General features: G+C 55.6%; 14 protein-coding genes and 3 tRNA genes. 4 read left to right on the top strand and 13 right to left on the bottom strand.

Features of this window, described 5'->3' with window-relative positions; genetic code table 11:
* Window positions 1–20 precede the first annotated feature (20 nt).
* Window positions 21–1,340, bottom strand: coding sequence for an efflux transporter outer membrane subunit (locus ACXAG1_RS00400; RefSeq protein WP_475118604.1), 1,320 nt, complete (start codon window positions 1,338–1,340; stop codon window positions 21–23).
* A gap of 334 nt (window positions 1,341–1,674) precedes the next feature.
* Window positions 1,675–4,083, bottom strand: a complete 2,409-nt coding sequence (locus ACXAG1_RS00395) for a TonB-dependent receptor domain-containing protein (RefSeq protein WP_475118603.1) — start codon at window positions 4,081–4,083, stop codon at window positions 1,675–1,677.
* 267 nt (window positions 4,084–4,350) lie between these two features.
* On the opposite strand from ACXAG1_RS00395, the gene ACXAG1_RS00390 reads away from it, so the two are divergent.
* Window positions 4,351–5,526 (top strand): efflux RND transporter periplasmic adaptor subunit, encoded by a 1,176-nt coding sequence (locus ACXAG1_RS00390; RefSeq protein WP_475093390.1) that lies wholly within the window; start codon window positions 4,351–4,353, stop codon window positions 5,524–5,526.
* Between the two features lie 11 nt (window positions 5,527–5,537).
* Complete coding sequence (locus ACXAG1_RS00385; RefSeq protein WP_475093391.1) at window positions 5,538–8,702, top strand: efflux RND transporter permease subunit; 3,165 nt, start codon at window positions 5,538–5,540, stop codon at window positions 8,700–8,702.
* Window positions 8,703–8,787: 85 nt separating this feature from the next.
* On the opposite strand, the gene ACXAG1_RS00380 is transcribed toward ACXAG1_RS00385, so the two are convergent.
* Window positions 8,788–10,065: a Xaa-Pro dipeptidase gene (locus ACXAG1_RS00380; protein ID WP_475118602.1), complete on the bottom strand. Its 1,278-nt coding sequence runs from the start codon at window positions 10,063–10,065 to the stop codon at window positions 8,788–8,790.
* 164 nt (window positions 10,066–10,229) lie between these two features.
* Here ACXAG1_RS00380 and ACXAG1_RS00375 point away from each other — a divergent pair, with 164 nt between their 5' ends.
* On the top strand, window positions 10,230–10,547 hold the full coding sequence (locus tag ACXAG1_RS00375) for a hypothetical protein (RefSeq protein WP_475093393.1): 318 nt from the start codon (window positions 10,230–10,232) through the stop codon (window positions 10,545–10,547).
* 226 nt (window positions 10,548–10,773) lie between these two features.
* On the opposite strand, the gene ACXAG1_RS00370 is transcribed toward ACXAG1_RS00375, so the two are convergent.
* Together ACXAG1_RS00370 and ACXAG1_RS00365 are read right to left on the bottom strand one after the other, a co-directional pair.
* Window positions 10,774–10,861, bottom strand: a tRNA-Ser gene (locus ACXAG1_RS00370).
* A gap of 246 nt (window positions 10,862–11,107) precedes the next feature.
* Window positions 11,108–11,668 carry a nitroreductase family protein gene (locus ACXAG1_RS00365; protein ID WP_475093394.1) on the bottom strand — a complete coding sequence of 187 codons (561 nt, stop codon included), beginning with the start codon at window positions 11,666–11,668 and terminating at the stop codon, window positions 11,108–11,110.
* A 332-nt stretch (window positions 11,669–12,000) separates the two neighbouring features.
* Here ACXAG1_RS00365 and ACXAG1_RS00360 point away from each other — a divergent pair, with 332 nt between their 5' ends.
* Window positions 12,001–13,395: an adenylate/guanylate cyclase domain-containing protein gene (locus ACXAG1_RS00360; RefSeq protein WP_475093395.1), complete on the top strand. Its 1,395-nt coding sequence runs from the start codon at window positions 12,001–12,003 to the stop codon at window positions 13,393–13,395.
* Window positions 13,396–13,467: 72 nt separating this feature from the next.
* Here ACXAG1_RS00360 and ACXAG1_RS00355 read toward each other — a convergent pair whose 3' ends face one another.
* From ACXAG1_RS00355 to ACXAG1_RS00320, 8 genes are all read right to left on the bottom strand, one after another.
* Window positions 13,468–14,676, bottom strand: a complete 1,209-nt coding sequence (locus ACXAG1_RS00355) for a tail fiber domain-containing protein (RefSeq protein ID WP_475118601.1) — start codon at window positions 14,674–14,676, stop codon at window positions 13,468–13,470.
* A 43-nt stretch (window positions 14,677–14,719) separates the two neighbouring features.
* The gene (locus ACXAG1_RS00350; RefSeq protein WP_475118600.1) at window positions 14,720–15,133 is read right to left on the bottom strand and encodes a hypothetical protein; all 414 of its coding nucleotides are present in this window, start codon (window positions 15,131–15,133) and stop codon (window positions 14,720–14,722) included.
* A 440-nt stretch (window positions 15,134–15,573) separates the two neighbouring features.
* Window positions 15,574–21,144, bottom strand: coding sequence for a GLUG motif-containing protein (locus tag ACXAG1_RS00345; protein WP_475118599.1), 5,571 nt, complete (start codon window positions 21,142–21,144; stop codon window positions 15,574–15,576).
* A 293-nt stretch (window positions 21,145–21,437) separates the two neighbouring features.
* The gene (gene queF / locus ACXAG1_RS00340) at window positions 21,438–22,268 is read right to left on the bottom strand and encodes an NADPH-dependent 7-cyano-7-deazaguanine reductase QueF (protein ID WP_475093400.1); all 831 of its coding nucleotides are present in this window, start codon (window positions 22,266–22,268) and stop codon (window positions 21,438–21,440) included.
* A 54-nt stretch (window positions 22,269–22,322) separates the two neighbouring features.
* A complete protein-coding gene (locus ACXAG1_RS00335) occupies window positions 22,323–23,096 on the bottom strand; it encodes an ABC transporter permease (protein ID WP_475093401.1) in 774 nt (257 codons plus the stop codon).
* On the bottom strand, window positions 23,096–24,040 hold the full coding sequence (locus ACXAG1_RS00330) for an ABC transporter ATP-binding protein (RefSeq protein WP_475093402.1): 945 nt from the start codon (window positions 24,038–24,040) through the stop codon (window positions 23,096–23,098). Before ACXAG1_RS00330 ends, ACXAG1_RS00335 begins: the two co-directional genes overlap by 1 nt.
* 148 nt (window positions 24,041–24,188) lie before the next feature.
* Window positions 24,189–24,264 (bottom strand) — tRNA-Gly (locus tag ACXAG1_RS00325).
* Window positions 24,265–24,302: 38 nt separating this feature from the next.
* Window positions 24,303–24,378: transfer RNA gene (locus ACXAG1_RS00320), tRNA-Glu, on the bottom strand.
* Between the last annotated feature and the right edge of the window lie 97 nt (window positions 24,379–24,475).

Genomic DNA, 24,475 nt, shown 5'->3' with positions numbered 1-24,475 from the left:
TCCATATCTTTATTCTCGTATTACCAGCTGCCGCCGAGCGCGCGGTACAGATTGATTGCGGCCAGAGAGTTGGCTGCCCGTGCACGCAACAGCGTTTCCTCGGCGCTTAACACCTGGCGCTGGCTGTCGAGCACCGTCTGAAAATTCACCGCACCGGCCTGATAACGGGTAAAGGCCAAGTCCAGGGTATCCCGGGCCATGACCAGATTTTCTGAGAGCTGCGGGATTCGCTGTTCGCTGCTGGCCATATCCACCTGGGCATCCGCCACTTCCCCGAGGGCCGCCAGCAGTGTTTTGCGATATTGATTCATGGCCTGCTCGTGCTGTGCATCGCGCACCTTGACCTGCTCCTTCAGGCGACCACCGTTAAACAGGGGCACACTGATGGAACCGAGCAGTGAACGGGCAAGACTTGCGGAGTCGAACAGGTCGGCGGCATCCAGGCTGCTGAAATTCAACGCGCCACCGAGGCGAAAACTGGGATAGCGATCTGCCTCTGCGGCATCCCGGCGATGACCTGCGGCAGCCACTGCATGCTCAGCCGCGCGCAGATCCGGGCGGCGACGCACCAGATCCGCATCGATTGCCTGGTTCCCGTGCAGGTCCGCCATATAGGGCACGCCGGTGACCTTGTGCAAACGTGCAGTGAGGGCATCCGGTTCTTCGCCCGCGAGCAGTGCCAAACTATGCATGGACTGGCTGACCGCCTTTTGCTGTTCCGGTATCTGCGCCAGCAACTGCCCTACGCTCAATTTGACCTGGGTCAATTCCAGCTCGCTGTCGAGCCCGACGTTATAGCGCGCTTCAATCAGCTCCGCAGTTTCCTGCTGGGCGGCGAGGTTGCGGGCGAGAATATCGGCCTGGGCCTGGGCCTGACGCAGGTTGATGTAGTTGATGGCCACTCCTGCGGCGAGGGAAATCTGCACATCCTGCAAATTGGCGGTGCTCGCTGCCAGATCGGCTTCCGCGGCGCGCAGGCTGTCGCGGTTGCCACCGAAAATATCCAGCTCCCAGCCCGCATCCACACCGGCACCGTAGCTGCTGCGCTCGTCGTTGCGGGATGCCGAAGAACTACCGCCCACATCCGGCTTTAGCGCGGCACCGGTAATCACCGCCTGGGAGCGGGAGACTCGCAGGGCGGCCTGGGCGCTTTGCAGATCCGGATTGGCGGCAAGCGCCTGGCCAATCAGGTCGACCATAAGCGGGTCGTCGAACTGCTGCCACCAGTCGGCAGTGGCGATATCGCCCTGCACTGTCGCATCAGTGGCCACCGGAACCTCAGCCGAAGGGGGGGATTCGGCAAATACCGGGGTGGCGGATAAGGTTGCTGCCGCGGCCATTGCAAATAGCAAGGTGGCTGTCGTCCGTTGACGGTGTGGAATGTTGCGCACGGTGATAATTGGGTTCTTATCAAAAGGAGTTAAGGAGACATACATAGAGCACTGTGTAGAGCGCTATATAGAGAGATACATGATGGCCGAGTTATCCGTAAAGAAGGGTTAACTCGATGTAAATTACGTTAAAAGTTTCGCTGCAACCGCTGCCGAATCGCCCATAAAAAAGGCCGGCGGTTCATAACAACCGCCAGCCTTTGGCTGATTCCTATCCCCACTAGAGAGTTCGGAAATCTTTATTGCTTCAGCAACGTCCGCAGCGGGACGTCATCCGGCACAATCAGAAGGATACGTTTACGCCCACCCAGAAGCTGCGCGCTTTGTCCTTCACATTGTAGTCATCGGTAAATACCACTTCACTAACCGCACCGCGACCGGATGCATAGGTGTACACGCCGTCGCCATCGAGGTCGGTATAGGAAGTGCTGTAAGAGGTGAAGTCCTCATCCAGCAGGTTGTTGATGCGACCATTGACCGAGACGTACTCGTTAATCTGCAACTGTGCACCCAGATTCAATACCTCGTAGTTTTCAAAGTACAGGGGCTTGTCGAGCACATTGTCCCAGCTGCGGTAGCGGTCGGAGCGCAATTCGGCCTGCAGATACACAGAGAGATCTCCCGTCGCCTGCCAATCCAGGGTGGCGTTGGCCATATGCTCTGCGGTGTTGGTAAGCGGCTGACCTTCTTCCGGACCACTTAATTGCTCACTGTCAGTCCAGGTATAGTTCGCGCGCAAAGACCAGTCTGCCGCCAGAGATACCTGCCCGGCCAGTTCCAGACCGCGAATTTCCACCTCATCCACATTGATTTTCTGGCTGTAGGACTCGTACCCCAGAGAATCGTAGGCACCCAGATTCACACAGGGGCGAACACCACCGGTGCGCTCACAGCTGAAGATGGTGTCACCGCGGGCGATCTTGTCTTCGAAGTCTGTCTGAAACAGGGTCGCGTTGAAGTTGTGCGCGCCGGACGGTGCCGTCCAGTAAACCGCGATCTCACTATTGACGCTGGTTTCCGGCTTGAGATCCGGGTTACCTGCAAACGGCGAAGTACCCTGGCCGCCAAAACCGGTGATACCGTCGTAGAGATCGGTGGTTTGCGGGGTTTTGTAACCGGTGCTCACACCACCTTTTACGGTCCAGCTGTCGGTCAGGGAGTAAACGCTGTAAAGACGCGGGGAAACCTGGCTTCCGAAAGTGTCGTGGTCGTCGTAGCGAATACCGGCAGTTACCGTCATATCGCCAACCGGCGTCCAGTTGTCCTCAACAAACAGCGAGTACATTTGCTGCTCCTGAACACCACCAGCCGCATTGTCTTCCATGCCGAAGACATCGTCTTCCAGCTCACCGTCGATGACCTGGCCACCAATCACTAGCATGTGCTCACCCAGCATATTGCTGAGGGGAACATCCACACGCGCATCCAGAGTGTACTGGCTGCTGGCGAGTGTACGCTGCGGGCGCGGCAGGAATGTGGCTTCCGCCAGTGCCTTGCGCGCATCTTCATCCATGCCGGCGTATTCACCGGTGCCGTCGTACATTTCCTGAAGCTCCAGGCGCTCGGCCACGGTGAACGGCAGGGTGCGGCCTTCGTTATTGGTGTCAACAAAGCTCAGGGAAACACTGCTGGTGGCAAAGCCCCACTCACCCTCGTGGCTCAGAGACCACCAGTCGCGGGTAAATACCTGATCCGCGGCGTAGCCGGTGCGCGGCTGGACCTGTCCGCGGCTGTCCCGCCATACGGACTCAATATTGTCTTTGGTTCCCAGCGGGTAGCTGATCTCACCGGTATTGATATCGAAAGTCGGAGTGTTGTCGTAGGACTGCTCGGAGGTGTCGTAGTCGAAGCGCACAAACTGGTTGTCGCTGGCAGTCCAGGACAAGCTGAAGCCGTATTGCTCGCTAGTGCTGTCAACCGTACGGCCACCGCTACCGAAGCCCATGGAGCGCACGTGCACATCGCCATTCGGGTCAACGGCGGGCTGGAACTCGGGGCTGGAAGCCATCTGCTCGTACACGCTTCCGTGCAGACCCAAGGTCAGAACGCCGGGAACGATTGGCCCGATCACATCGAAATCGGTAGTGATGTCGTCACCAAAATCATCGTTGGTCTGCAGACTACGACCATAGGTCATGCCGCCGCCCCACTCATCGGAGTGGCGCTTGGTGATCACATTGATTACGCCACCAAGTGCGTCTGCACCATAAAGGGTGGACGCAGGACCGCGAATCACTTCGATGCGCTCAATGGTGTCTTGAGGGGGAATATGGTTGAACTGGTTACCGCCAAAGTTATTCGGGTAGATATCGCCGTGGTTGTTCTGGCGCTTGCCGTCGATCAGAACCAGGGTGTACTCGCCGGTGAGGCCACGCATGCTGATAGAGCCCTGGCCGGTCTTGTCCCGCGTGCTGCCGATATCCACACCTTCCTGGTATTTGACCGCATCCAGAAGATTTGTGAATTGACGTGTTTTCAGATCGTCGGCGCTGATTACCGAGATACTGGCGGGCGCATCGGTTATTTTCTGTTCAAAACCGGTGGCGGTGACTACCACAGTTTCCATGCTGGCGTCGGTAGCCGACTCCGTCGAAAGCGTCTCCTCGGCATGCGCTACCGCCACCACCTGACTCGCCACAACAGCGGTCGCCAATAAATTCCATTTAAAACCCTGGCTCTTGATGCCCTTCATCCTTTCAAACCCCTTTTCTAATCATCCTTCACGTCGCTGCCAAGTCAGCCTTCGCCCCCCTGTCATCGACCACCCCGTAAAACATGATGAACATGCTGTAAACTTGATGCGTAATGATAATGATTATCAGGTGCCCGTCAATAACTATATGAGAAAGTTCCCCACGCTGGCGAAATTTTTTTCTACCCTCCTGCATCCATCTCGGTACACCACCCCGTCCATCTGGCAACCCTCCCGAAAACTACGCAACAAAACTGCGAAAAAACAATGAACAAGAAACCATTGAAAGTGATGGCACCGGTACTCGTCTTGGCTGCGGCATTTGGCGCAGTGCAATGGATGTCTGCGGCAAAACCGCAACCGGAGAAAAAAGAAGAAGAGCAGCGCCTGGTATCGCTGGTAACGTCACAGGCCCGTGCGGAGCCGGTGCAGCTGCAAGTCACTACACAGGGGGAGGTGCGCGCGCACACCTCGATTGAACTGACCCCGCAAATTTCTGGACGAATTACTGCCATCGCCGACAGCTTCGCGGAAGGTGCGGGTTTTCAGGCCGGTGAAACCCTGATTCAGCTGGACGATGCCGATTTCCAACTGGATGTTGCACAGGCAAAAGCCCGCGTTGCACAGGCCGAAGTACTTTTATTACAAGCGGAAGCCGCCGCGGCAATCAAACGCAAGCAGTGGCTCGCCCTGAACCCCAATAAAGAACCTACACCACTACAGGTAAACGAACCCCAGGTCTTGGAGGCAGAAGCAAATCTGCGTGCCGCCAGGGCCGAACTGGCCGACGCGGAACTCAACCTTGCTCGCACCAAAATCCGCCTGCCCTATCGCGGCCGCGTGGTGAACCGTGCGGTAGGTGTTGGCCAGTACGTGACGGCCGGCACAACGCTTGGCCGCGTGTTTGCCACCGATCGTGTCGAAGTACGACTTCCACTGACCGACAGCCAGTTGCTGGAGCTCGATCTCCCCCTGGGTTTTGTCGCCAGCAAAAAGACATCGGGCCCGGAAGTCACGCTTTCTGCACTGGTAGGTAACCGTCAACAGCAATGGCAAGGTCGTATCGTGCGTACCCAGGCCAGTATCGACCCGCAGACCCGCCTGATATATGCGGTCGCTGAAGTGAATGATCCTTATGGCAAAGGCGCCAGCAATGGCGTACCGCTGGCTGTAGGCCTGTTCGTTACCGCACAGGCCGAATCCACTGCGCAACAGAACGCCATCGTCGTTCCCCGCGAGGCCCTGCGCAGTGCCGACAAGGTATACGTGGTGGATGACGACAACCGCCTGGATATCCGTACGGTAGAGGTGCTGTCCACTGCCGACAATCGCGTGGTACTTGCCGCCGGTGTGACCGATGGCGAGCGCGTGGTGACCTCCACCGTCGCCAATCCGGTGGACGGCATGGAAGTGCAGCCCATCACCCACCTGGCCCGCCGTTAAGGAAACACACCATGAACAGTTTGATTGCATGGTGGGCCCGTAACCGGGTCGCCGCCAACCTCGCCATGGTCGGCATTCTTGTAGCCGGCGTGATTGGTTTCTTCAGCATGGAACGGGAAATGGACCCGCAGGTGCGTTTCCCTGGATTGGAAATCCGCGTTTCCTGGCCCGGCGCTGCGCCCCAGGAAGTGGAAGAGCAGATCGTTGCGCGTATTGAGGAAGCGGTGAGCGACCTCGACAATATCGACTGGGTACGATCCACATCGTCCGAAGGTTTTGGCGAGGTGTATATCCTCGCGGAAACTACCGTGGATTTTTCCCGTTTTATGAACGACGTGAAAATCCGTGTGGATGGTATCTCCTCCTTCCCCCGCGATATTGAACCGCCGCAGGTGCACCAGTGGGTAAACCGCAACGAGTTTATCCGCGTGGCCGTGCACGGCGACCTGGGTGAGCGCGAACTGAAACGCCTGGCAGAACAACTGCGTCGTGAAGTAGCCACCCTGCCCGCTATTTCCGTAGTAGAACTCTTCGGCACACGCATGGAAGAAGTTTCCATTGAAGTCAGCGAGCAGGCCCTGCGCCGCTACGGCATGACCTTCCAGGAACTGGCGGAAGCCATTCGTGCAAACTCCATCAATCAGTCCGCCGGTACCGTGCGTACCGAAGTGGGCAGCTACCAACTGAAGGTGCGGAACCAGGCGGACAGCGAACAGGAGTTTGCCAATATCATCGTGCGCCAGACCGCCGACGGCGGCACCATCCGCGTCGGCGATGTGGCGAAGGTAGTGGACGGTTTTGAGGACAACGAGATCCTCGCCACCCTGAACGGTGAGCCGGCAGTTCTGCTGCAGGTGATGAGCACCGAAACCATGGATATCGTCACCGCCTCGGATTCCATTCGCAAATGGATCGCCGACCGCCGTGAGACCCTGCCCGCCGGTGCGGAGCTCACCCTGTGGACCGACAACGCGGAAGACTTCAAAGGCCGTATGGAAACCATCAGCGGCTCCGCATTGATGGGCCTGCTGCTGGTGCTGCTGGTACTGGTTTTCAGCCTGCGCCCGAAAGTGGCCTTCTGGGTATCCGTGGGCATCGGCACCGCTTACGCCGGCGCCTTTGTTTTACTGCCTACCGTGGGCGTATCCCTGAATATGCTGTCCACCTTTGCCTTCCTGCTGGTACTCGGCATCGTGGTGGACGATGCCATTGTGGTGGGTGAAAGCATTCACAGCGAATCCCACAATCCGGAACATCAAAAATCCGGCGGCAGCCTGAGCGCCGCGGTGATCGGCACCCAACTGGTGGCCAAGCCGGTGATCTTTGCGGTACTAACGACGATTCTCGCCTTCCTGCCGTGGATTTTTATCAGCGGCTCCACCAGCGAATTCACCCGGCATATTACCTGGGTGGTGATTCTTGCCCTGCTGTTCTCGCTGATCGAATCCTTGTTTATCCTGCCGGCGCACCTGAACAATCTGAAGCCGCAGACTAACCCCGGTCGTTTTGGCCGGATTCAACAGCGCATTGCCAACGGCATTGTGCACTTTGCACAAAACCATTACCGCCGCGCCGGCCAATGGGCGGTAAATCGCCGCTACCTCACCGTCAGTATTTTCGTGGCGGTGATGATGATCGGCTTCGGCGCTTTCGGCAGTGGCTGGGTGAAGAAAAGCTTTATGCCGGATATTGAATCCGACCAGATTATTGTGAATGTGGTGATGCCGGAGGGCGCCCCGTACAGTCGTGCCCTGGAAGTACTGGCGCAACTGCAGGACGCGGAAAAGCGCCTGGAGGAAGAGGTCAATCAGCGCGCTGCCGAACAGGGTAAATCCGGCGAGGGCGCATTGATCGAAAACTGGTACACGCGCTCCCGCCGCGACAGCGTCATTGCCATCGTACAACTGGCGCCGCCGGAAACGCGCGAGATGTCGGCAAAAGACGCCGCACTGCGCCTGCGCGAACTGCTGGGCGACGTACCGGACGCGAAGGAAGTTTCCGTTCAATACACCAATAACAACAATGGTCCCGGTTTCGAGCTTTCCATCCGCCATCCGGACCTGGAGATACTGCGCAAAGCCACATCGGACCTGGAGTCCCAGTTGCGCACCTACGAAAGCCTGTACGACGTGCGCAATAACCTCGAAGGCGCATCGGAAGAAATCCGCATTGACCTCAAACCCGGCGCCACCAAACTGGGCCTGACCCTGGCGGAAGTCAACCGCCAGGTGCGCCAGGCCTATTTCGGCGAAGAAGTGCAACGCCTGCCCCGCGCCGGCCAGGATGTAAAAGTCATGGTGCGCTACCCGCTGGAATCGCGCCGCTCCATCGACAGCCTGAAGGATTTTCGCGTGCGCACCAGTGACGGCCGCGAGGTTCCGCTACTCGCTATCGCCGACCTGGAATATGCGCCGGGTATCAAGCGCATTCAGCGTTGGAACGGCAACCGCGCGGCACGGGTGATGGCGGATCTGAAAGACGATGTGCGCGGTGACATCATGAAGGACCTGGAAGAAAACTTTTTCCCGGAATGGGAAAAGCGCTACCCGGGTATTGTGCGCGGCGCGGTCGGTCAGGCGGAAGGTGAGAAACGCTTTATTGCCGAGGTACTCGGGTTGTACACCATGGCCTTCTTCGCCATGTACAGCCTGCTGGCGGTGGCGTTCCGCAGCTATTTCCAGCCAATTCTGATCCTGATTGCCATTCCGTTTGCCTTCGTCGGCGCCATTCTCGGTCACGGCGTGATGGGCATGACCATGGCGATTTTCAGCTACTTCGGAATCGCCGCTGCCGCTGGCGTAGTGGTCAATGACAACCTGGTATTGATGGACCACTGCAATCGCCTGCGGGAGAAAGGGTTGGAACCGATGAAAGCCGTGGTGGAAGCCGGCGTAGCACGCTTCCGCCCTATCCTGCTCACCACCGTCACCACCATCGTGGGCCTGCTGCCGATGATGCTGGAGCGGAGTATTCAGGCGGCCTTCCTGCAGCCGATCGTGGTGGCGCTGGCGTTCGGGGTGTTTGTGGCGTTCTTTGTTACGCTACTGCTGGTGCCGGCGATGTATGTGGTTGGTGTGGATATCAGCCGCTTTGCGACGCGCAGTAAAGCAAAAGTGATCGGGAAGCTGGGCGGCCAATCGCAACCCGCCCATGCCGAGAACTCTCTGTCCAACTAACGAATCACCCAACGCCAACTAAAAAGGCCCGTGGATTTTCATCCACGGGCCTTTTTGTTTACTGGACTTTGTTTACTGGAATGACTTAGAAATTTTTGGCCGTATTTTTAAACACTTCGCCATCTTTCATTACAAACTGCACCTGCTCCAGTACGGAAATATCCTCCAGCGGGTTGCCAGGTACCGCAACAAGATCCGCCAGTTTGCCCTCTTTAATACTGCCCAGCTCATCCTGTTTACCCAGTAACTGCGCCGCATTAATAGTGGAGGCCTGCAATGCCTGCAGCGGTGTCATGCCGAATGTGACCATACGGGAAAACTGCCGCGCGTTCTGACCGTGGGGGTAAACGGCGGCGTCAGAGCCAAACACCATTTTCACACCGGCATCCACTGCTGCACGGAAACTCTCCCGCTGCTGGCCACCGACACGGCGCTCTTTCTCCAGGCTTTCCGGCAGGATACCGGCCTTTTCACCTTCAGACAGAATGTACTCGGTGACATAAATATCCATGGAGAGCTTGGTGCCGTGCTTCTTCGCCAGGCGGATGGTCTCTTTATCCAGGAAGCTGGCGTGCTCCACCGAGTCAACACCGGCACGAATGGCCGCGTTGATTCCCGCAGTACCGTGGGCATGGGCAGCAACCGTGGTGCCGCGATTGTGCGCCTCCGTCACCGCCGCCTGCATTTCTTCCAGCGCCAGCTGCTGCGCGCCCGGCTCTGTCCCTTTGGACATTACACCGCCGGTCGCGCACAGCTTGATCAGGTCCGCGCCGTATTTGAAATTTTCCCGCACCTTCGCGCGCACCGCCCAGGGGCCATCGGCTACACCACCGCCTTCTGCTTTGTACTCCACTGGTAACAAGTTGTTATCGCAATGGCCGCCGGTTATGCCGATCGCCGGGCCGGAGACAAACAGGCGCGGGCCGGGAATATCGCCATCGTTGATTGCATCCCGCAGGGCCACATCGGCGTAGCCACCCGCTCCAAGGTTGCGCATGGTGGTAAATCCGGAGTCGAGTGAAATCCGCGCATTTTTGGCACCAGTGAGTGCGGAGCGTACGGTGGAGACCGCCAGGCGGCGGTAGCCGTGGGTGTGGGCATCCCCGGTCAGGTGTACATGCATGTCCATAAGGCCCGGAAGCAACGTGCTGCCCGGCAGGCGAATGGCACCTTCCGGCACTTCGCCATTGGCAGTGACCGAGGTAATGCGGTTGTCGTCGACGGTGATTACCGGGGCTTCGATGATCCTGCCTGTTTCCACGTCGATCATGCGATCGGCGGTGATGTGGGTTGTGGCCAGGGCCTGGGTGGAGATTAGGGCTAGGAAAATAGCGGTGCAGCGCAATTTGTTGAGACGAGACATAGGATCCCTAAGGTTTCAGTTATAAACATTGTTTGAGGTGTTTTACTGGCTTTTGCCGGACGTGTCACCTTCCGGGCATATACAGGCAAATTCTGGGCCGGAAGCCGCTGCGGATTACCACTTGGCTATACTCCGAATTCTCAAACCCGACTTGGAGCCCTGCCATGCGGAAATACCTGCTCACAGCCGTTCTTACCGCTCTCCCCTCTTTTGCGTTTGGTGTCAGGTATGGATATGAGAAGGGGGTTGTTAACTTCCTCGTATATGACGCGCCTGGTCGGATCGCGCTCTATGACGCAGCCATAAACTCAGGGGATCCTGAGGAAGTGTTGAGATCTCTTGCGATCGGGCAGGCGAAATTGATGAAGAGTCTTGAGGGTGCGGGGCTTACTGCTCCGGCGTTGCTGCCTTTAAATACGACGAAGGGGTTGGAGGTTAGTTACGAGGAGTATTTGCCGGTGGCGGAGGGGTATTCGGAGTGATTTTTGACTTTTAGCGGATAGCGGATAGCGGATAGCGGAAACGGTGCGGGAATTGGGCTCTGGTCGGGATGGACTTGAAACACGCTAGGGCGTGTTTCAACCCTGGCGGGCTCGGCTGCGCCTCGGTCTTAACTCGCTGGCGCGAGTTAATCGAACCGGAGGGTTCTCACCCTCCCTCACCGCCATATACAAAAAAGCCCAGCATATAGCTGGGCTTTTTTGTATATGGCGGTGAGGGAGGGATTCGAACCCTCGATGCCTTTCGACATACACACTTTCCAGGCGTGCTCCTTCGGCCACTCGGACACCTCACCAAAACTGATTGTTGCGTTTCTTTCTGGAATTTTTACGAGCTTCCAGTCCGCACGCCTGCGTGCTCGTGATGCCCGTTGGGCATGGTCTCCGCTTTGCTACGGCTCGACCATTCAGAGGCATCACCAAATTGTCTTGCTAATCAGTAACATAGCGCCCCGATCAGCGAGCGCGAACTTTACAGAATGGCGGCGGCGGGTGCAAGTGTATTCGGCAAAAAAACCCGCCAAGCGATTCTGTTTGCGCGGTTACTCGCCGCTCCACTCGGCAAAGAAGTCTTCAACGGCGAGGTCTGGTGCGGGTCTCGCGGGCTTGGAGGGGGTACCCATATAAATGAAACCACTGATTTCTTCGTTATCTGCCAGGCCCAAAGCTTCCGCGACCTGCCGGTTCTCAGCGAGGGCACCGGTGCGCCAGTATGCGCCTATATTTTGTGCAAATGCAGCGGTAAGCATCGCTTGCACCGCACCCGCGGTGGACATGCGCTGCTCGTTGAAGGGGACCTTGGGATGCTCCTGGAGCCGGGTAATGGCGACGATCACCAGAGGAGCGCGGAGCGGCATGGCAGAAATGCGCTCTTTCTGGGCCTCACTCAGCTCTTCCTGCCCCTCGCTAGCGGCGAGATAAATCTGCCCTAGCCTGTCCCTTGCGGAGCCTTCGACCGTTAAAAAACGCCAGGGGCGAAGGTTGCCATGGTCCGCTGCCCGCAGGGCCGCCCGGAATATTCTTTCGCGCTGGTGACCGTCGGGCGCGGGCTCGGTCAATACACCAATCGAAACCCGGTTGTGCAGTGCGTCCAACGCGTCCATCTGTGCCTCCTGAAATACCAAATGAATGAATGCAGACAGGCGATTCTACCCTATTGGCGGGCCACCATTATCGTGGACGATCGTCCACCTTTAGGATCACCCCCTCATTTAGCGTCGCTTTCACTACCAGATAAGGGTAAACTTTGCGCCTGTCAGTGACCTGAGCCACGCATTTCTAATAAAAACAGTACCAACTAAAAAGAGATGGGGTTCTCTGGCGCCAGCGCCGATGCGGACAAGAAGAAAACAACAAGCTCCCATTTAACTCCTGCAAATGACGATTATCACCTGATCCGTTTTTTGCAGCACAGCTTTAGTAAGACCCAGCGTTCATGCAGAACCAGCCTGAAGAAACCAACAGCACAAAGTCCGATTCCCGGTACCCGCTGTATTTTCGCGCTTTAATCTGTTTCGCGGCCTCCGGGACGCTTCTGAACAGTATTACCTGGTCCTCGCTGTTCTCGCAGGGCGCACTTCTCCCGCTGGGCATGGCAGTGTTACTGCTTGCTTATATTCCCATCGCCTACCAGATTTCCCGCCGCGCAGCCCCAGAGAGCCAGGAAGAGGTGCACCGCTGGCTTTCGTTTACGGATGCGCTACTGGTCGGCATGGCCATGGCACTTTCGAACTTCAGCCTGCTGCCAAGCCTGCTTTTCCTGACCATGGTGCAATTCAACGCGCTGACCCTCGGTGGCGGCCGGAGCTGGTTCGAGCACAACACCGCGATGTTGCTCGGCGTGGGTATCGGTTATCTGGTGCACCGCCCTGCGCTGGTGGTCAATGCGGACCTGAATATTAGTGCTGCAAGCCTGATTGGTGTGTTTACCTATTTCTGCTGCCACGCGTTTTACATGTTCAAGCAGATCTCAACCCTCAAGCGCAACAATGAACAACTGCAGAAAGAGCAGCGCATCGCCAACCTCGCCAGTTACAAACTCTCCCGCTACCTCCCAAATCGTCTCTGGCGTGCGGTAACCACCGGCAAAGAGAAAGAGATCGTCACCGAGCGCAAGCTGCTCACCGTCTTCTTTTCCGACATCAAGGACTTCAGTCAGCTGACCGAAGAGATGGAAGCGGAAACTCTGACGCGCCTGTTGAATAGCTATTTGACTGAAATGTCGCGAATCGTCGCCCACTACGGTGGCACCATCGACAAGTTTATTGGTGATGCCGTCATGGTGGTATTCGGTGACGACCAGAGCAAGGGCCCCAAATCAGACGCCCTGCGCTGTGTGGCTATGGCACTGGCCATGCGCAAGCGCGTTCGGGAAATGATGCAGGAATGGTACGACCAGGGCATATCTCACCCCCTGCAGATTCGTATGGGCATCAATACCGGTTACTGTACGGTCGGTGTTTTCGGCACCGCTGATCACCAGACCTATACGGTAATGGGTACCCACGTAAACCTTGCGGCACGACTGGAAAGCGCCGCGGATCCAGGCGAAATTTTAATCAGCCATGAAACCTGGGCAATGATCAAACAGACGGTCATGTGCCGGGATAAGGGCCATGTCACGGTAAAAGGCTTTAGCACTCCGGTTAAGGTGTACTCGGTTTCTGACCTGCGTAAAAACCTTGGAGGACAACAGAGCTACCTGGAAGAGCACGCACCGGGTTTTGCCATGCACCTGGACCTGGAAAAGGTCAGAAATTACGACAAGGAAAAAGTGCTGAAGGCGCTCCAGAAAGCGCAGGCACAATTGAAAAGCAAAGTAATCATTTAGACTTGGCGGCTACGCCGCCAAGTCGTAAGCTGACCGTCAAGGTCACCCGTGTTTTCGACAAACTTCAGTACATTAACGAGCGATCATACCGCGCAGCTCGTTCACTGCCTGGCGCAACGCCTCAACCTCTTGATCTCTCTCCGCAAGCTCCTGTTCCAGGGCATCACCACGCACTTTTAACGCCTTGATCGCCGCGAGAGCCACACCATTCATATCGGACGCCGAAATAACGCCGTCTTTATCACCATTTAAACCGAACTGCTTGTGGAAGTCTTCAGCCATCGGACCGATGTGGCGCACGGACTCTGGGTCTCGATTGTAGTTCCAGGACAGAACATCCAACGCGTCTACTTTTTCCAGAATATCGTTCGAATCCACTTGAGAGAAGTTCGCTTTTGCCGAACGGCTGGAGGTGTAGGTAATACCATTCGCCACCAGGTTTCCTGGAATGGTCAGGGTACCGGTACTATCGACAGACATCTCTGGTACATCCGAAATACCGGTGTTTACAAAGTTCACCTGGAATTCATCGGCCGAACTGGCCAAATCGATGCTATCCAGCGGCGTGGTAATACGGATGGCTTCATAATTTACGCCATTGGTATTTTCCGCAACAAGGCTGGGCTCCAACTGGTCATTGTTAACTTTGATGTAAGTTTGATTTCCAATAGCGACATGCTGAGGTTTAATCCAAAGCGAGCTGGTGGGAGAGTCAGGTGTAACTCGGAAAGGCAATTTCTGGTTGTGGCTCATATCGCGCAGAAAGAAATTCGACTCATTGCCCGCAAGATCCCAAATCTGAGGCGTCCAGCCATTGGAGCCATCTTGCTCAAGACGCAGTGCCGGGGTATCCCCCCAGGCTGAGTGCACGCTCGTCGCAGGTGAATCGGTGTTAACCCCTAACTTGCCGGTGCTATCCAGCACAAGCGTATTGTTCTTTGCCCCTGCCTCTATTCGGAAAGGAGTTTTCCCCGCAGTACTATCTTCAACGGAAAAATGGCTCTCGCCACCATTGCTGCTGTCATTGATGACTATGCGCCAATCATTTCTCGAAAAATTCCCCGAGCTGCTGGTATCGTCGAAGTGAATGCGAAGGTTGTTCTCCTTGATTCTCAGAGTATCAAAACCAAATGTTTCACTGGCGGTACAATCTGACCCAACACATTCACTACCCTGAACAATGACATCCTCCGCATGCACTTTAGCTGCGTGAACATTGGCCGTGGCGCCAGCCAGAGCGATAGCTGCGCAGAGGCGGGTTATATTTGCTTGAATTTTCATGATCTTACTCTTGATAATTGGCCTTTTAACGGCCTTTGGTTGTTTACGGATTGACGATGGAAATCGTATTGTTTGAAATCTCAAAGCTACCGCTGATCACTGTTTCCATGATCTGACCTGGCACAGTTCCAGACTGGCGCCCGTTACTGACATTGCTCCCCTCGGAAATTATTTTCCCTTGCACGCCCACCGACTTGTACACATGAAAGGTGTAAACACCATCAGGAATATCGCCTTCAAAATCGAAATAGGGCTTATCTGATGAATAGAAAAAACCTCCGGGTCCATTTAGCTCATAAACCTCACCGGCAGCGCCAATCGTGAGCTCACTACCATCCAGTGTCACTTGTGCAGCAGCCACGACGGAGGCTGCGCTTGCTGAATCCTGCTCAGCAGAAACAATCCAGGGGGCACAGGTGATGGCAACGATCGCCATCGCTTTAAAAGTAAAATTCATTATTTATCTCGCTTGGTTTTTAATAGATTTCATTTTTCAGTTACGGCGTAAATTCCAGGCTACCACTGTCAACATCCTCTACTTCGACAGGGATCATCTCCCCACTACTGACTTGCACGATTTCGATAGCATTGAGTTTCACCCCAAATGTCTTCACCACTGGCTCTGGTGCTGGATCGGGATCACCGTTGCCATCCCCTCCGGAGCTACCACTGCCACTACCACATCCACCCAGCAATACAAGAGTGATTAAACTGAAGAAAAGTGCAGGCACACGAACAGATCTAATTGAGCACATTAGAAATTCCTGATAAGAAATCTGCTACCGGGCTGAGAAGCACAACCCGGAGCAACATTGAATAAAAAATGGGAAATCAGTTGGGGGACTGTTTCCCCAAAAGGGGTTGGGAACCCACGAAAACTAAACCTGTCACCGCGATCTAAAACTGATAAGTAACAAGTATTTTGATCTGCCCTGCGGGCAACTGAATAGCCGAAGGTAGATCAACGATTAAAGTCTCATCGTCTCGGGTAAAACTGCCACTTCCAATCAACTCAGAAGCGTCCGCCTGGCCGTTTTCATTTTTATCGAGATACAGTCGCACTTCGCTGACTTCACTACCCTCTTCCATTTCGCCAGTGGCCTGGAGCGCAAGCGACTTCAATTCGGCATCACTGGAATCACTTTCCAGGGTAAAGGCAAGCACAACTTTCTCGCCATCCCCTGCAGAAAATTGAGCCTCTTCCAATGGGATTACGGCTACGAACACAACAGGTTGTGAAACGGCGAGCGTACCAACCGCACCAGGGTCGACGACTATGCCGTTAGCAACACCATCAGCGTCATTTGCGCTACCGTCTTCAATGGTAAGTTGCACACAGAAATGCCCCTCAGCGAGACCTGGTTGGTAGTCGGCACTTCCCGGTGCAGGACATACGCCCAGCTCACCTGGGGCGGAGGAAACGCTATTGCCCGCATTTTCACTGAACGCTACCCAACCAATACCTTGCTTATATTTCAGGTACTGGGCACCGGCAAACAACGCGCTTGTCTGCGGCAATACAACGCGCGTGCTGGCTCCGGCTACAACTCCATGTACTTCAAAGTCAAAAATCCCATGCAAGAACTGATAGCCACTGGAGCCAGCCAGGCTTTCACCGTACAGCACGTCGATATCGTCAAGGCCAATCTGGGCGATGCTGAAACCCGCAACGTAAGCAACATCGCCAAGCCGCAGGCTTGTACCGCTATCACTTTGAATCAGCGCGCCCAGTCCATCCATGGGCAGTTGGTTCGTCGCGTCATTCGCGTCCAGATAGTCGGGGATACGGTCGCCGTCACTGTCGCCATAGCCCTCGATCACATCATTAACACCGTCGTTATCGGAATCTTCTGACGCACTCAAGTCGGGTGCATTTTCCTCAATACTCAACAGTAGGCTGGCATTGACAGATTCACCGGCCACATCAACCACTGACAACTGCACGCGGAAGGCACCGGACAAACCGTTGGGATCAAAGGTAAAGCTCTCGCTGGTGTAGCCATTTACGGGGGCGAGGGATTCACTACTCCAGCTGAAAGTGTGGCTATCTGACGGATTGGGGTCGCTTACTTCAGCAATCACGGTCGCCATACCAGCGTCCGAATAAACGGTGGATACGGCGTAGTTACCCTGTAAAAGACTGATGGAAACTGTGGGCGCTGCATTCCCCTCAATCAGGGTAATCACTTGCTCGGCTGCTGAGCCCAAAGCAGCATTACTCGCGTTTTCCAGAGTGACGACCAACGTCTCGTCGCCTTCGAAAATTTCGTCACTCAAGGTTTCAAACGGAATACTGCCCGACAGCCCAGAGGTAATATCGACGCTCCCCGACAACAGGCCATGGTCGCTGCCATCCGCGGTCCCGCCTACGAGGTAAGTTACGCGAACCGGATATGTCACCGGCGCACCATTCAGGAGTACCTCTATTGAACCTGAAGTACCTTCCTCCACGGTTTGCGCGGCTGCCATACTCACCAGGGGAATCACATCCACTATCTGCTCGGCACTGATACTATTGCCAGCAGCGTCTTCTGCGGTCCAGATAATTCGGTGGCGGCCGGGAACGAAAGGGCCAATATCATCGGCGACAGGAATGATCGTTCCGTCCTTCGCGTCCTCTGCGAAGGCACTGCCCAATTCCACTGCGGTGGTTGCACCAGTCGACACTACTTCAATATCTGCCGGCACCATCAATACAGGCGGTACATCGTCGACATTGATATCACTGCCAGCCAGATACTCAGCCAGATTACTGAGCCCGTCGCCGTCCAGATCGCTGTCGGCATCACTGGGATCGTCGATATCCAGACCATTTTCCACTTCGTATGCATCCGGCATACCGTCATTATCACTGTCAGCGTCATCACCGTTGGGAGTCGGATCGCTGTTATCACCAGTGCCATCGCCGTCGCTATCTGCCGATTCATTCGCGTCGTAAGGAAAAGCGTCGTCGCTATCGTTGACACCGTCGTTGTCGTAATCGAATGGGTAAGCGTCCAGGTAGTCTTCGATTCCATCTCCATCGGAATCCATGTCGCTGACAGTAAAGCTCTGGGTCACAGCTTCCGAGGAAAGATAGTTGTCATTACCCGATTGGGAAGCAGCAATCGAGCATTCACCAAAGCCAGTCAGGGTGACGGTGGTGTTACTCACACTACACACTGATGCGGTAGTCGATGCGAAACTTACATCCAGGCCAGAACTTGCCGTGGCGCTGATGGTGAAATCTCCATCACCTAGTGTTTTATTCTCGAGTGCGGAAAACGTGATTGTTTGCGCGGCTTTCTCGATGGCTACCGAACGAATCACGGTGTCGGCCGCATTACCGGCTGCATCGCTCACATCGTAGGTGACGCTGTAGATACCAGCTGCCGAAGTGTCGACAGTGCTGACTACGACAATACTGCCGGTGATGTCACCATCAACGCCATCTTCTGCAGTAGCACCCGCATCGGTGTAGCTGTCACCGAATGTCAGCATCACTCTGGCATCGCCTGACAGGGTAATCACAGGAGCGACACTGTCTGTGGTGATATCTGATCCGTTTTCGTACTCGTACAGATTGCTCAGGCCATCGCCATCCCGATCACCTTCCGCATCGGTCGGATCAGCCACATTGAGACCGGCATCGACTTCGACAGCATCTGGAATTCCGTCGTTATCGTGGTCTGACGGCCGGCTATCATCACCGTCGAGTACACCATCGCCGTCGCTGTCGCGGTGCACAACGCCATTAATTCGCAGGCCCGGCAGTTGCGTTTCGGTGCCGAAATCCCAGTAAAGGGCATCGTCAGTATTAAGGTAGCTACTCCAGCCACTGTACAAGGTATCGCTGGTACAAGAGAAATCATCGGCCGTCGTCGCGCATTGCAGTTCAACCAGGTTTTTCCCGAAGTAGCCGTTCTCGACAATTTGATTGCCGCTACTGCTTTGACTGCTGGTGTCTGTTGCCCAGTAGCTGTAGGTTACGGAGTTACTTTGATTTAAACCGATCAGGCCACCGGCATCCGCGCTGGCATACACGGAACCCACCGCAAAGGTAGCGGCGATGCTCGCATTAGTAGCGGCATAGCCAACAAGGCCACCAGCATTTTCCGATGCAGACACCTTACCGGTGGCAAAGCTGCTCGATATATCTGAGGCGATCAGGCTGCCAATCAGACCACCGGCGTTAAAGGAGTCCTCCCCGGTACCGGAAACCTGACCAGTCGCATAACAACCGCTGATCTGACTGTTGCCTACAACCCCAACCAGGCCACCGACATCATCACTGGTACCACGAACGTCACCAGTGGCATAGCAATCCTGGATCTGCGACAAGCTACTGGTGCCGACAAGTCCGCCCACCCTGTCGTGCCCAGTGACCGGCCCGGTGCTGTAGGCGCTGGCAATCACGGTATTGCCCGCAAAGCCCACAAGCCCACCGGTAGAATTTTGACCCGAGATACTCATCAGAGCGCCATTGAGGCCGACATTCAGTAGTGTCGCGCTCTGGGTGTACCCGAACAGCCCCTGGTAATCTGAATTGCGATCCAGATAAAGGTTGCTAATTCGATAGCCGTTGCCGTTAAACACGGCGGCGAACGGAGCGCTGTAAGTTCCGACACTGCTCCAACCGTTCCCGCTATTCCAGTAAACCTCGTCTGAGAGATCGCCATCGGTGTCACTGTCGAAATCGAGATCCCGAGTGAGCTCATATCCGATACAGCCTTCTTCCGGGCAACCGGCGGTAATGCCAGACAGTGAGCTACCGCTCAGATCATCGCGCATCGCATTGAGATCCACGAGGGAATCGATTTCGATCAAGCCGTTATCATCAACGTCCACATCATCCGATGCCGAAGAGCCAGTGGGGTCGAAGGGAAAGGCATCCTCGTCGTCGTTCACATTGTCGTTGTCGTCATCAGTATCGGCATTGTCACCGATGCCGTCACCGTCATTGTCGGCACTTTCGGTTTCGTCGTAGGGGAACGCATCCAACGCGTCTTCTACGTTGTCGTTATCGTCGTCCGGGTCGGCATTGTCTCCGATGCCATCGCCGTCGGCGTCGGAAGTTTCTGTGTCATCGAACGGGAACGCATCCTGCGCATCTTCTACGTCATCGTTGTCATCGTCGGTGTCCGCATTGTCACCGATGCCATCGCCGTCGTTGTCAGACGATTCCGAGTCATCGTAGGGGAAAGCATCGCTATCATTCTCGACGTCATCGTTATCAATGTCGGAGTCGTAGGGATCGTATTCGCCGTCGCCATCCGTATCACGAAAGGTCAAGCCATTGAGGATGGATACCGGGTATTGATTGCTGGTACCAAAATCCCAATGCGTAGCAGGCCAGCCAGCGTAGACCGAAGTCTGGCAACTGGAGTCGCCCGGTGAAGTTGGACACTGCAGCTGAGTAGAGGTCAGGCCACTGCCGTAGTCGCCGGCGCTGCCACTTTGCCCAGTGGTTTCAGTGTCCCAGTAGATTCGGGTCACACTCACCGTACCGGAGGCACTGCCTAGCAGCCCGCCGGTATCGCCGGAGCCGGTGACACTGCCGCGCGCATAAAGGCGCTGCAGGGTTGCATCATCATTCAGAGCCCCTGCCAGGCCGCCCACATATTGGCCACCGGAAACACTGTTACCTGCGTAGCTGTCGCGCAGCGTCAGAGTGCTCGGTACAAAACCAATCAGACCGCCGGTATAGCTGCCGCCAGACACACTGCCACGAGCAAACGTGCGCTCGATCGTGCTGCCGGAAGTCGATGGCAAGCTGCCGAACAGGCCGCCTGAGTAACTGCCACTTGCAGTGACCGACGCATCCACGTAACTGTCGCTTACGCTACTGATATAAGCCTGACCGCCAAATCCGCCGACAAAGCTGTTACCGCTGATCGTGCCGCTGATACTGCAGTTACTGATGGTCGAGTCGGGGGTACCCTGGGAGAAGCCGAAAAGTCCGCCGGTAAAAACGCCACCGGTGATACTGGTGAGACTCCCGGAAATATGGAGGTTGCGCAGGGTCGCGCCTTTTACTATCGCAATCAGGCCAACATTATTGGTACTGCCGCGGTTGATATACAGGTTCCGGATACTGTATCCGTTGCCTTCGAGAATGGCGCTAAACCAGCTGTAGCTGCCATCATCATTGGCCCCGATTGGCCTCCAGCCACTACCACTGTTGTAATAGCTTTCGTCATTCAACTTGCCGTCGCTATCGGTGTCGAAGTCCAGGTCTGTGGTCAACTCATAGCCGTTACAGCCCGATCCAGGGCAGCCACTGCTACTTCCGTAAAGGCTGGCTCCCGTCAGATCATTGCGAATCTCATTGAGGTCCGCGAGATCGTTGATCTCAATAAGACCATCGTTGTCCAGGTCGTAATCCGACCGGCCGCTTTCCGCCTGGGCCTGCCCCAGAGAAAGCAGGAAACCAACGGCGACGATCCACTTAAGGAAAAAACACCCGATCACATTTTTTATCAACGGCATTGCCAACAGCTCTTTTATTCGGTCTTGGAGTTCTGATCAAGGCACGGGAACGGCGCGAATTTACGTTTGCATTCCTGGCACAATAGATACATACGTAACCGGAGGGGTAATCCCCTCAAACCGGAAATAAGAAATCTGTATTTTTTGGTAAAGCGCCAACAGGAAGTCAGTTGGACGAAGGACATACCCCTGAACAGGGTATATAGATGGCGGGATCGGGTGAGGTGAAAACCTTGAAAATTGTTCGCGGCGCGCAGGCGCTGCTGCCAACCGGCAACAGCGCCCCAGAGGAGTTATTGGCGAGCGAATCGGCCTGGGAAGTGAATCTCACCGCTAGAGGTACGCAACGGGTTGATATCCAACCCTCCACGCCGGGTATAGCGCGCGCACACGGTCAGCTGCTGGAAGTCTGCCAACTGCTGTAGATCGCAGTATATGCGTTCTACACAGTGCTCATGGAAATCCTGGTGCTCCCGGAACGAGATGATGTAGGCGAGCAACGCCTCTTGATCCAGTGCTGGCCCGGCGTATTCGATACTCACCGTCGCCCAGTCTGGCTGCCCGGTAACCGGACAGTTACTTCTCAGTAAATGGCTGTACAAGGTTTCCTTCACCGATTCACCAACGCCCGCCAATTTCAGCAGTTTCGCATCCGGCTGATACTGTCGGGCTTCGATATTCAGGTGATCGACGCAGGTCCCCTGGGGCTTGTGCACCGCAAGTTCCGGACTCTCCACGTCATAAAGCGTCACCGCAACATCGCTGCCGGCGGCGGCGCTCAGATCTTGCTCCAGTACTTCGCGCACAGCGCCCCGGGACTCGAACTCACTCTGGTTGAATGAATTCAGATACAGCTTGAACGACTTGGACTCGATCATGAACGGACTGGACGCGGCGAAGCGAAACCGGGCCACCGCAACCTGAGGCACACCCTTCGGGTTCAGCCAGGAAAGCTCGAAGCCCCACCACTCGTCGGCACCACTGAACGGCAGAGCGTCACCATCCAGCCCCAACTGCGCGCGAGACACCGCTCTGGGTATGGGGTGCAGGAGATTAGGGTTGTACTTGGCTTCATAGGTGGTTTCCTGCCCCAGCGGCAGGTTTTGCCAATCTTCTCGGTTCATGTTTCTCGATCCAACATTGCTCGTTTGCAAGCGAGCGAACACTCAATACTTCAGTTAGTGACGCAGGCGCTTACCGTGGCTCATCAAGTATAGTGCCCACGCAGACAGGGCCGCGATAAACGCCAGCACTCCGGCAAACGCCCACCCCACGTTGATGTCCGACACACCCAGCACACCGTAGCGAAAAGCGTTCACCATATACAAAATGGGGTTCAGCTTTGACAGCGCCTGCCAGAAAGGTGACAACAGCTCGATGGAATAGAACACTCCGCCCAGGTAGGTTAAAGGTGTCAGCACGAACGTCGGGATGATCGAGATATCATCAAAACTGTTGGCGAAAATCGCATTGATAAAACCGGCAAGTGCGAACAACACCGAAGTCAGGAACACGATCAGGACGGTAATGCCGATATGCTGGACCTTGAGTGAAGTAAACACCAGTGCGATCAGGGTTACGATGAGACCGACAATCAGGCCCCGCGCCACGCCGCCAAGCACATACCCGGCCATAATCACCCAGTTGGGTGTGGGCGATACCAGAAGCTCTTCGACACTGCGCTGAAACTTGGCACTGTAAAACGAAGACACCACATTGCCATAGGAGTTGGTAATCACCGCCATCATGATCAGGCCAGGCACCACAAACTCCATATAGGAATATCCGCCCATCTCACCGATACGCTTGCCGATCAGCGAACCGAAAATCACAAAATACAGGGACATGGTGATTACCGGAGGCACCAGGGTCTGCGGCCAGATGCGGGTAAAGCGGCGCACCTCACGACGGAAAATTGTAGAAAAGGCCGTCCAGATTAATTGCGGGCTCATTACTTGACCTCCTTTTCAGCCGCCGACTGCTGATTTTCTGCCAGCAGAGAGACAAACAGTTCTTCCAGCCGGTTGGCACGATTCCGCATACTGGTGACCGCAATATTCTGCGCGCTCAGCTGCACAAACAGATCACTCAGGGACTGCCCCTTTTCGATAGTCACTTCCAGACTGTGCTCATCCAGCACACGCCCCGCAAAGCCACCAAAGTCAGGTGGACTTATCAGGCTCTCGCGGGTATCCAGAATAAACACTTCGCGACTCAGGGTTTTAAGCAGGGACTTGATGGAGGTGTTTTCGACGATATCGCCCTTGTCGATGATGGCGATATTGCGGCACAGGCTTTCGGCCTCTTCCAGGTAGTGGGTGGTGAGAATAATGGTGGTGCCCTGCGCGTTGATTTCCTGCAGGAATTCCCACATGGAGCGGCGCAATTCGATATCCACGCCAGCGGTAGGCTCATCCAGGATCAGCAACCTGGGCTCATGCAGCAGTGCGCGCGCAATCATCAGGCGGCGCTTCATGCCGCCGGAGAGCATCCGCGCCTGGGTGCTGCGCTTGTCCCACAGCCCCAGCTTGCGCAGGTATTTTTCCGTACGCTCTTCGGCCAGCTTGCGTGGCATACCGTAGAAGCCGCCCTGGGTGCAGACAATGTCGAACACCTTTTCAAACTGACTGAAATTGAACTCCTGTGGCACCACACCGAGCATCTGCTTGGCGGCCGGGAAGTTCTCGTCAATGTCGATACCGAAGATGGAAACCTTGCCACCGGTCTTGCGCACCAGAGAGCAGAGAATACCGATGGTGGTGGACTTGCCCGCGCCGTTGGGGCCAAGCAAGGCAAAGAAATCACCAGGCTGCACATCGAAGCTGATGCCTTTCAGCGCTTCGAAGCCATTGTCGTAGGTCTTCTGGAGGTCGCGAATGGAAAGTGCGGCAGTCATAGATAGTACTGAATCTGAAAAAGGTAGGCGCTATTCAACGCCCGCAGCGACAACATTTCAACCGCGGGGAAGCAACCGAAAAGCATTGAAGAAAAAACTCGCCGAAAAACAGGCAAAAAAAAGCCGCTCGTTGAGCGGCTTTTAAGATTGGAGCGGGAAACCGGGTTCGAACCGGCGACCTCAACCTTGGCAAGGTTGCGCTCTACCAACTGAGCTATTCCCGCAATCCTGTGGTAAAGCTGCCTTGGCAACTTCACAGCATTGGCATCCCCAAGGGGAGTCGAACCCCTGTTACCGCCGTGAAAGGGCGGTGTCCTAGGCCTCTAGACGATGGGGACAGAAACTTTCTGTCGTGCCACCAAATTAATAATTTGGCGGCACCCTTGCGGTGCATGTATGCACCACCGCCGGCTTGCCGGCGCGAGCGGAGAAAAA

The sequence above is a fragment of the Microbulbifer sp. ABE4_465 genome, from assembly GCF_056160765.1.
The sequence above is the reverse complement of the archived record's forward strand: the minus strand, read 5'-3'. Positions and strand labels throughout refer to the sequence as shown.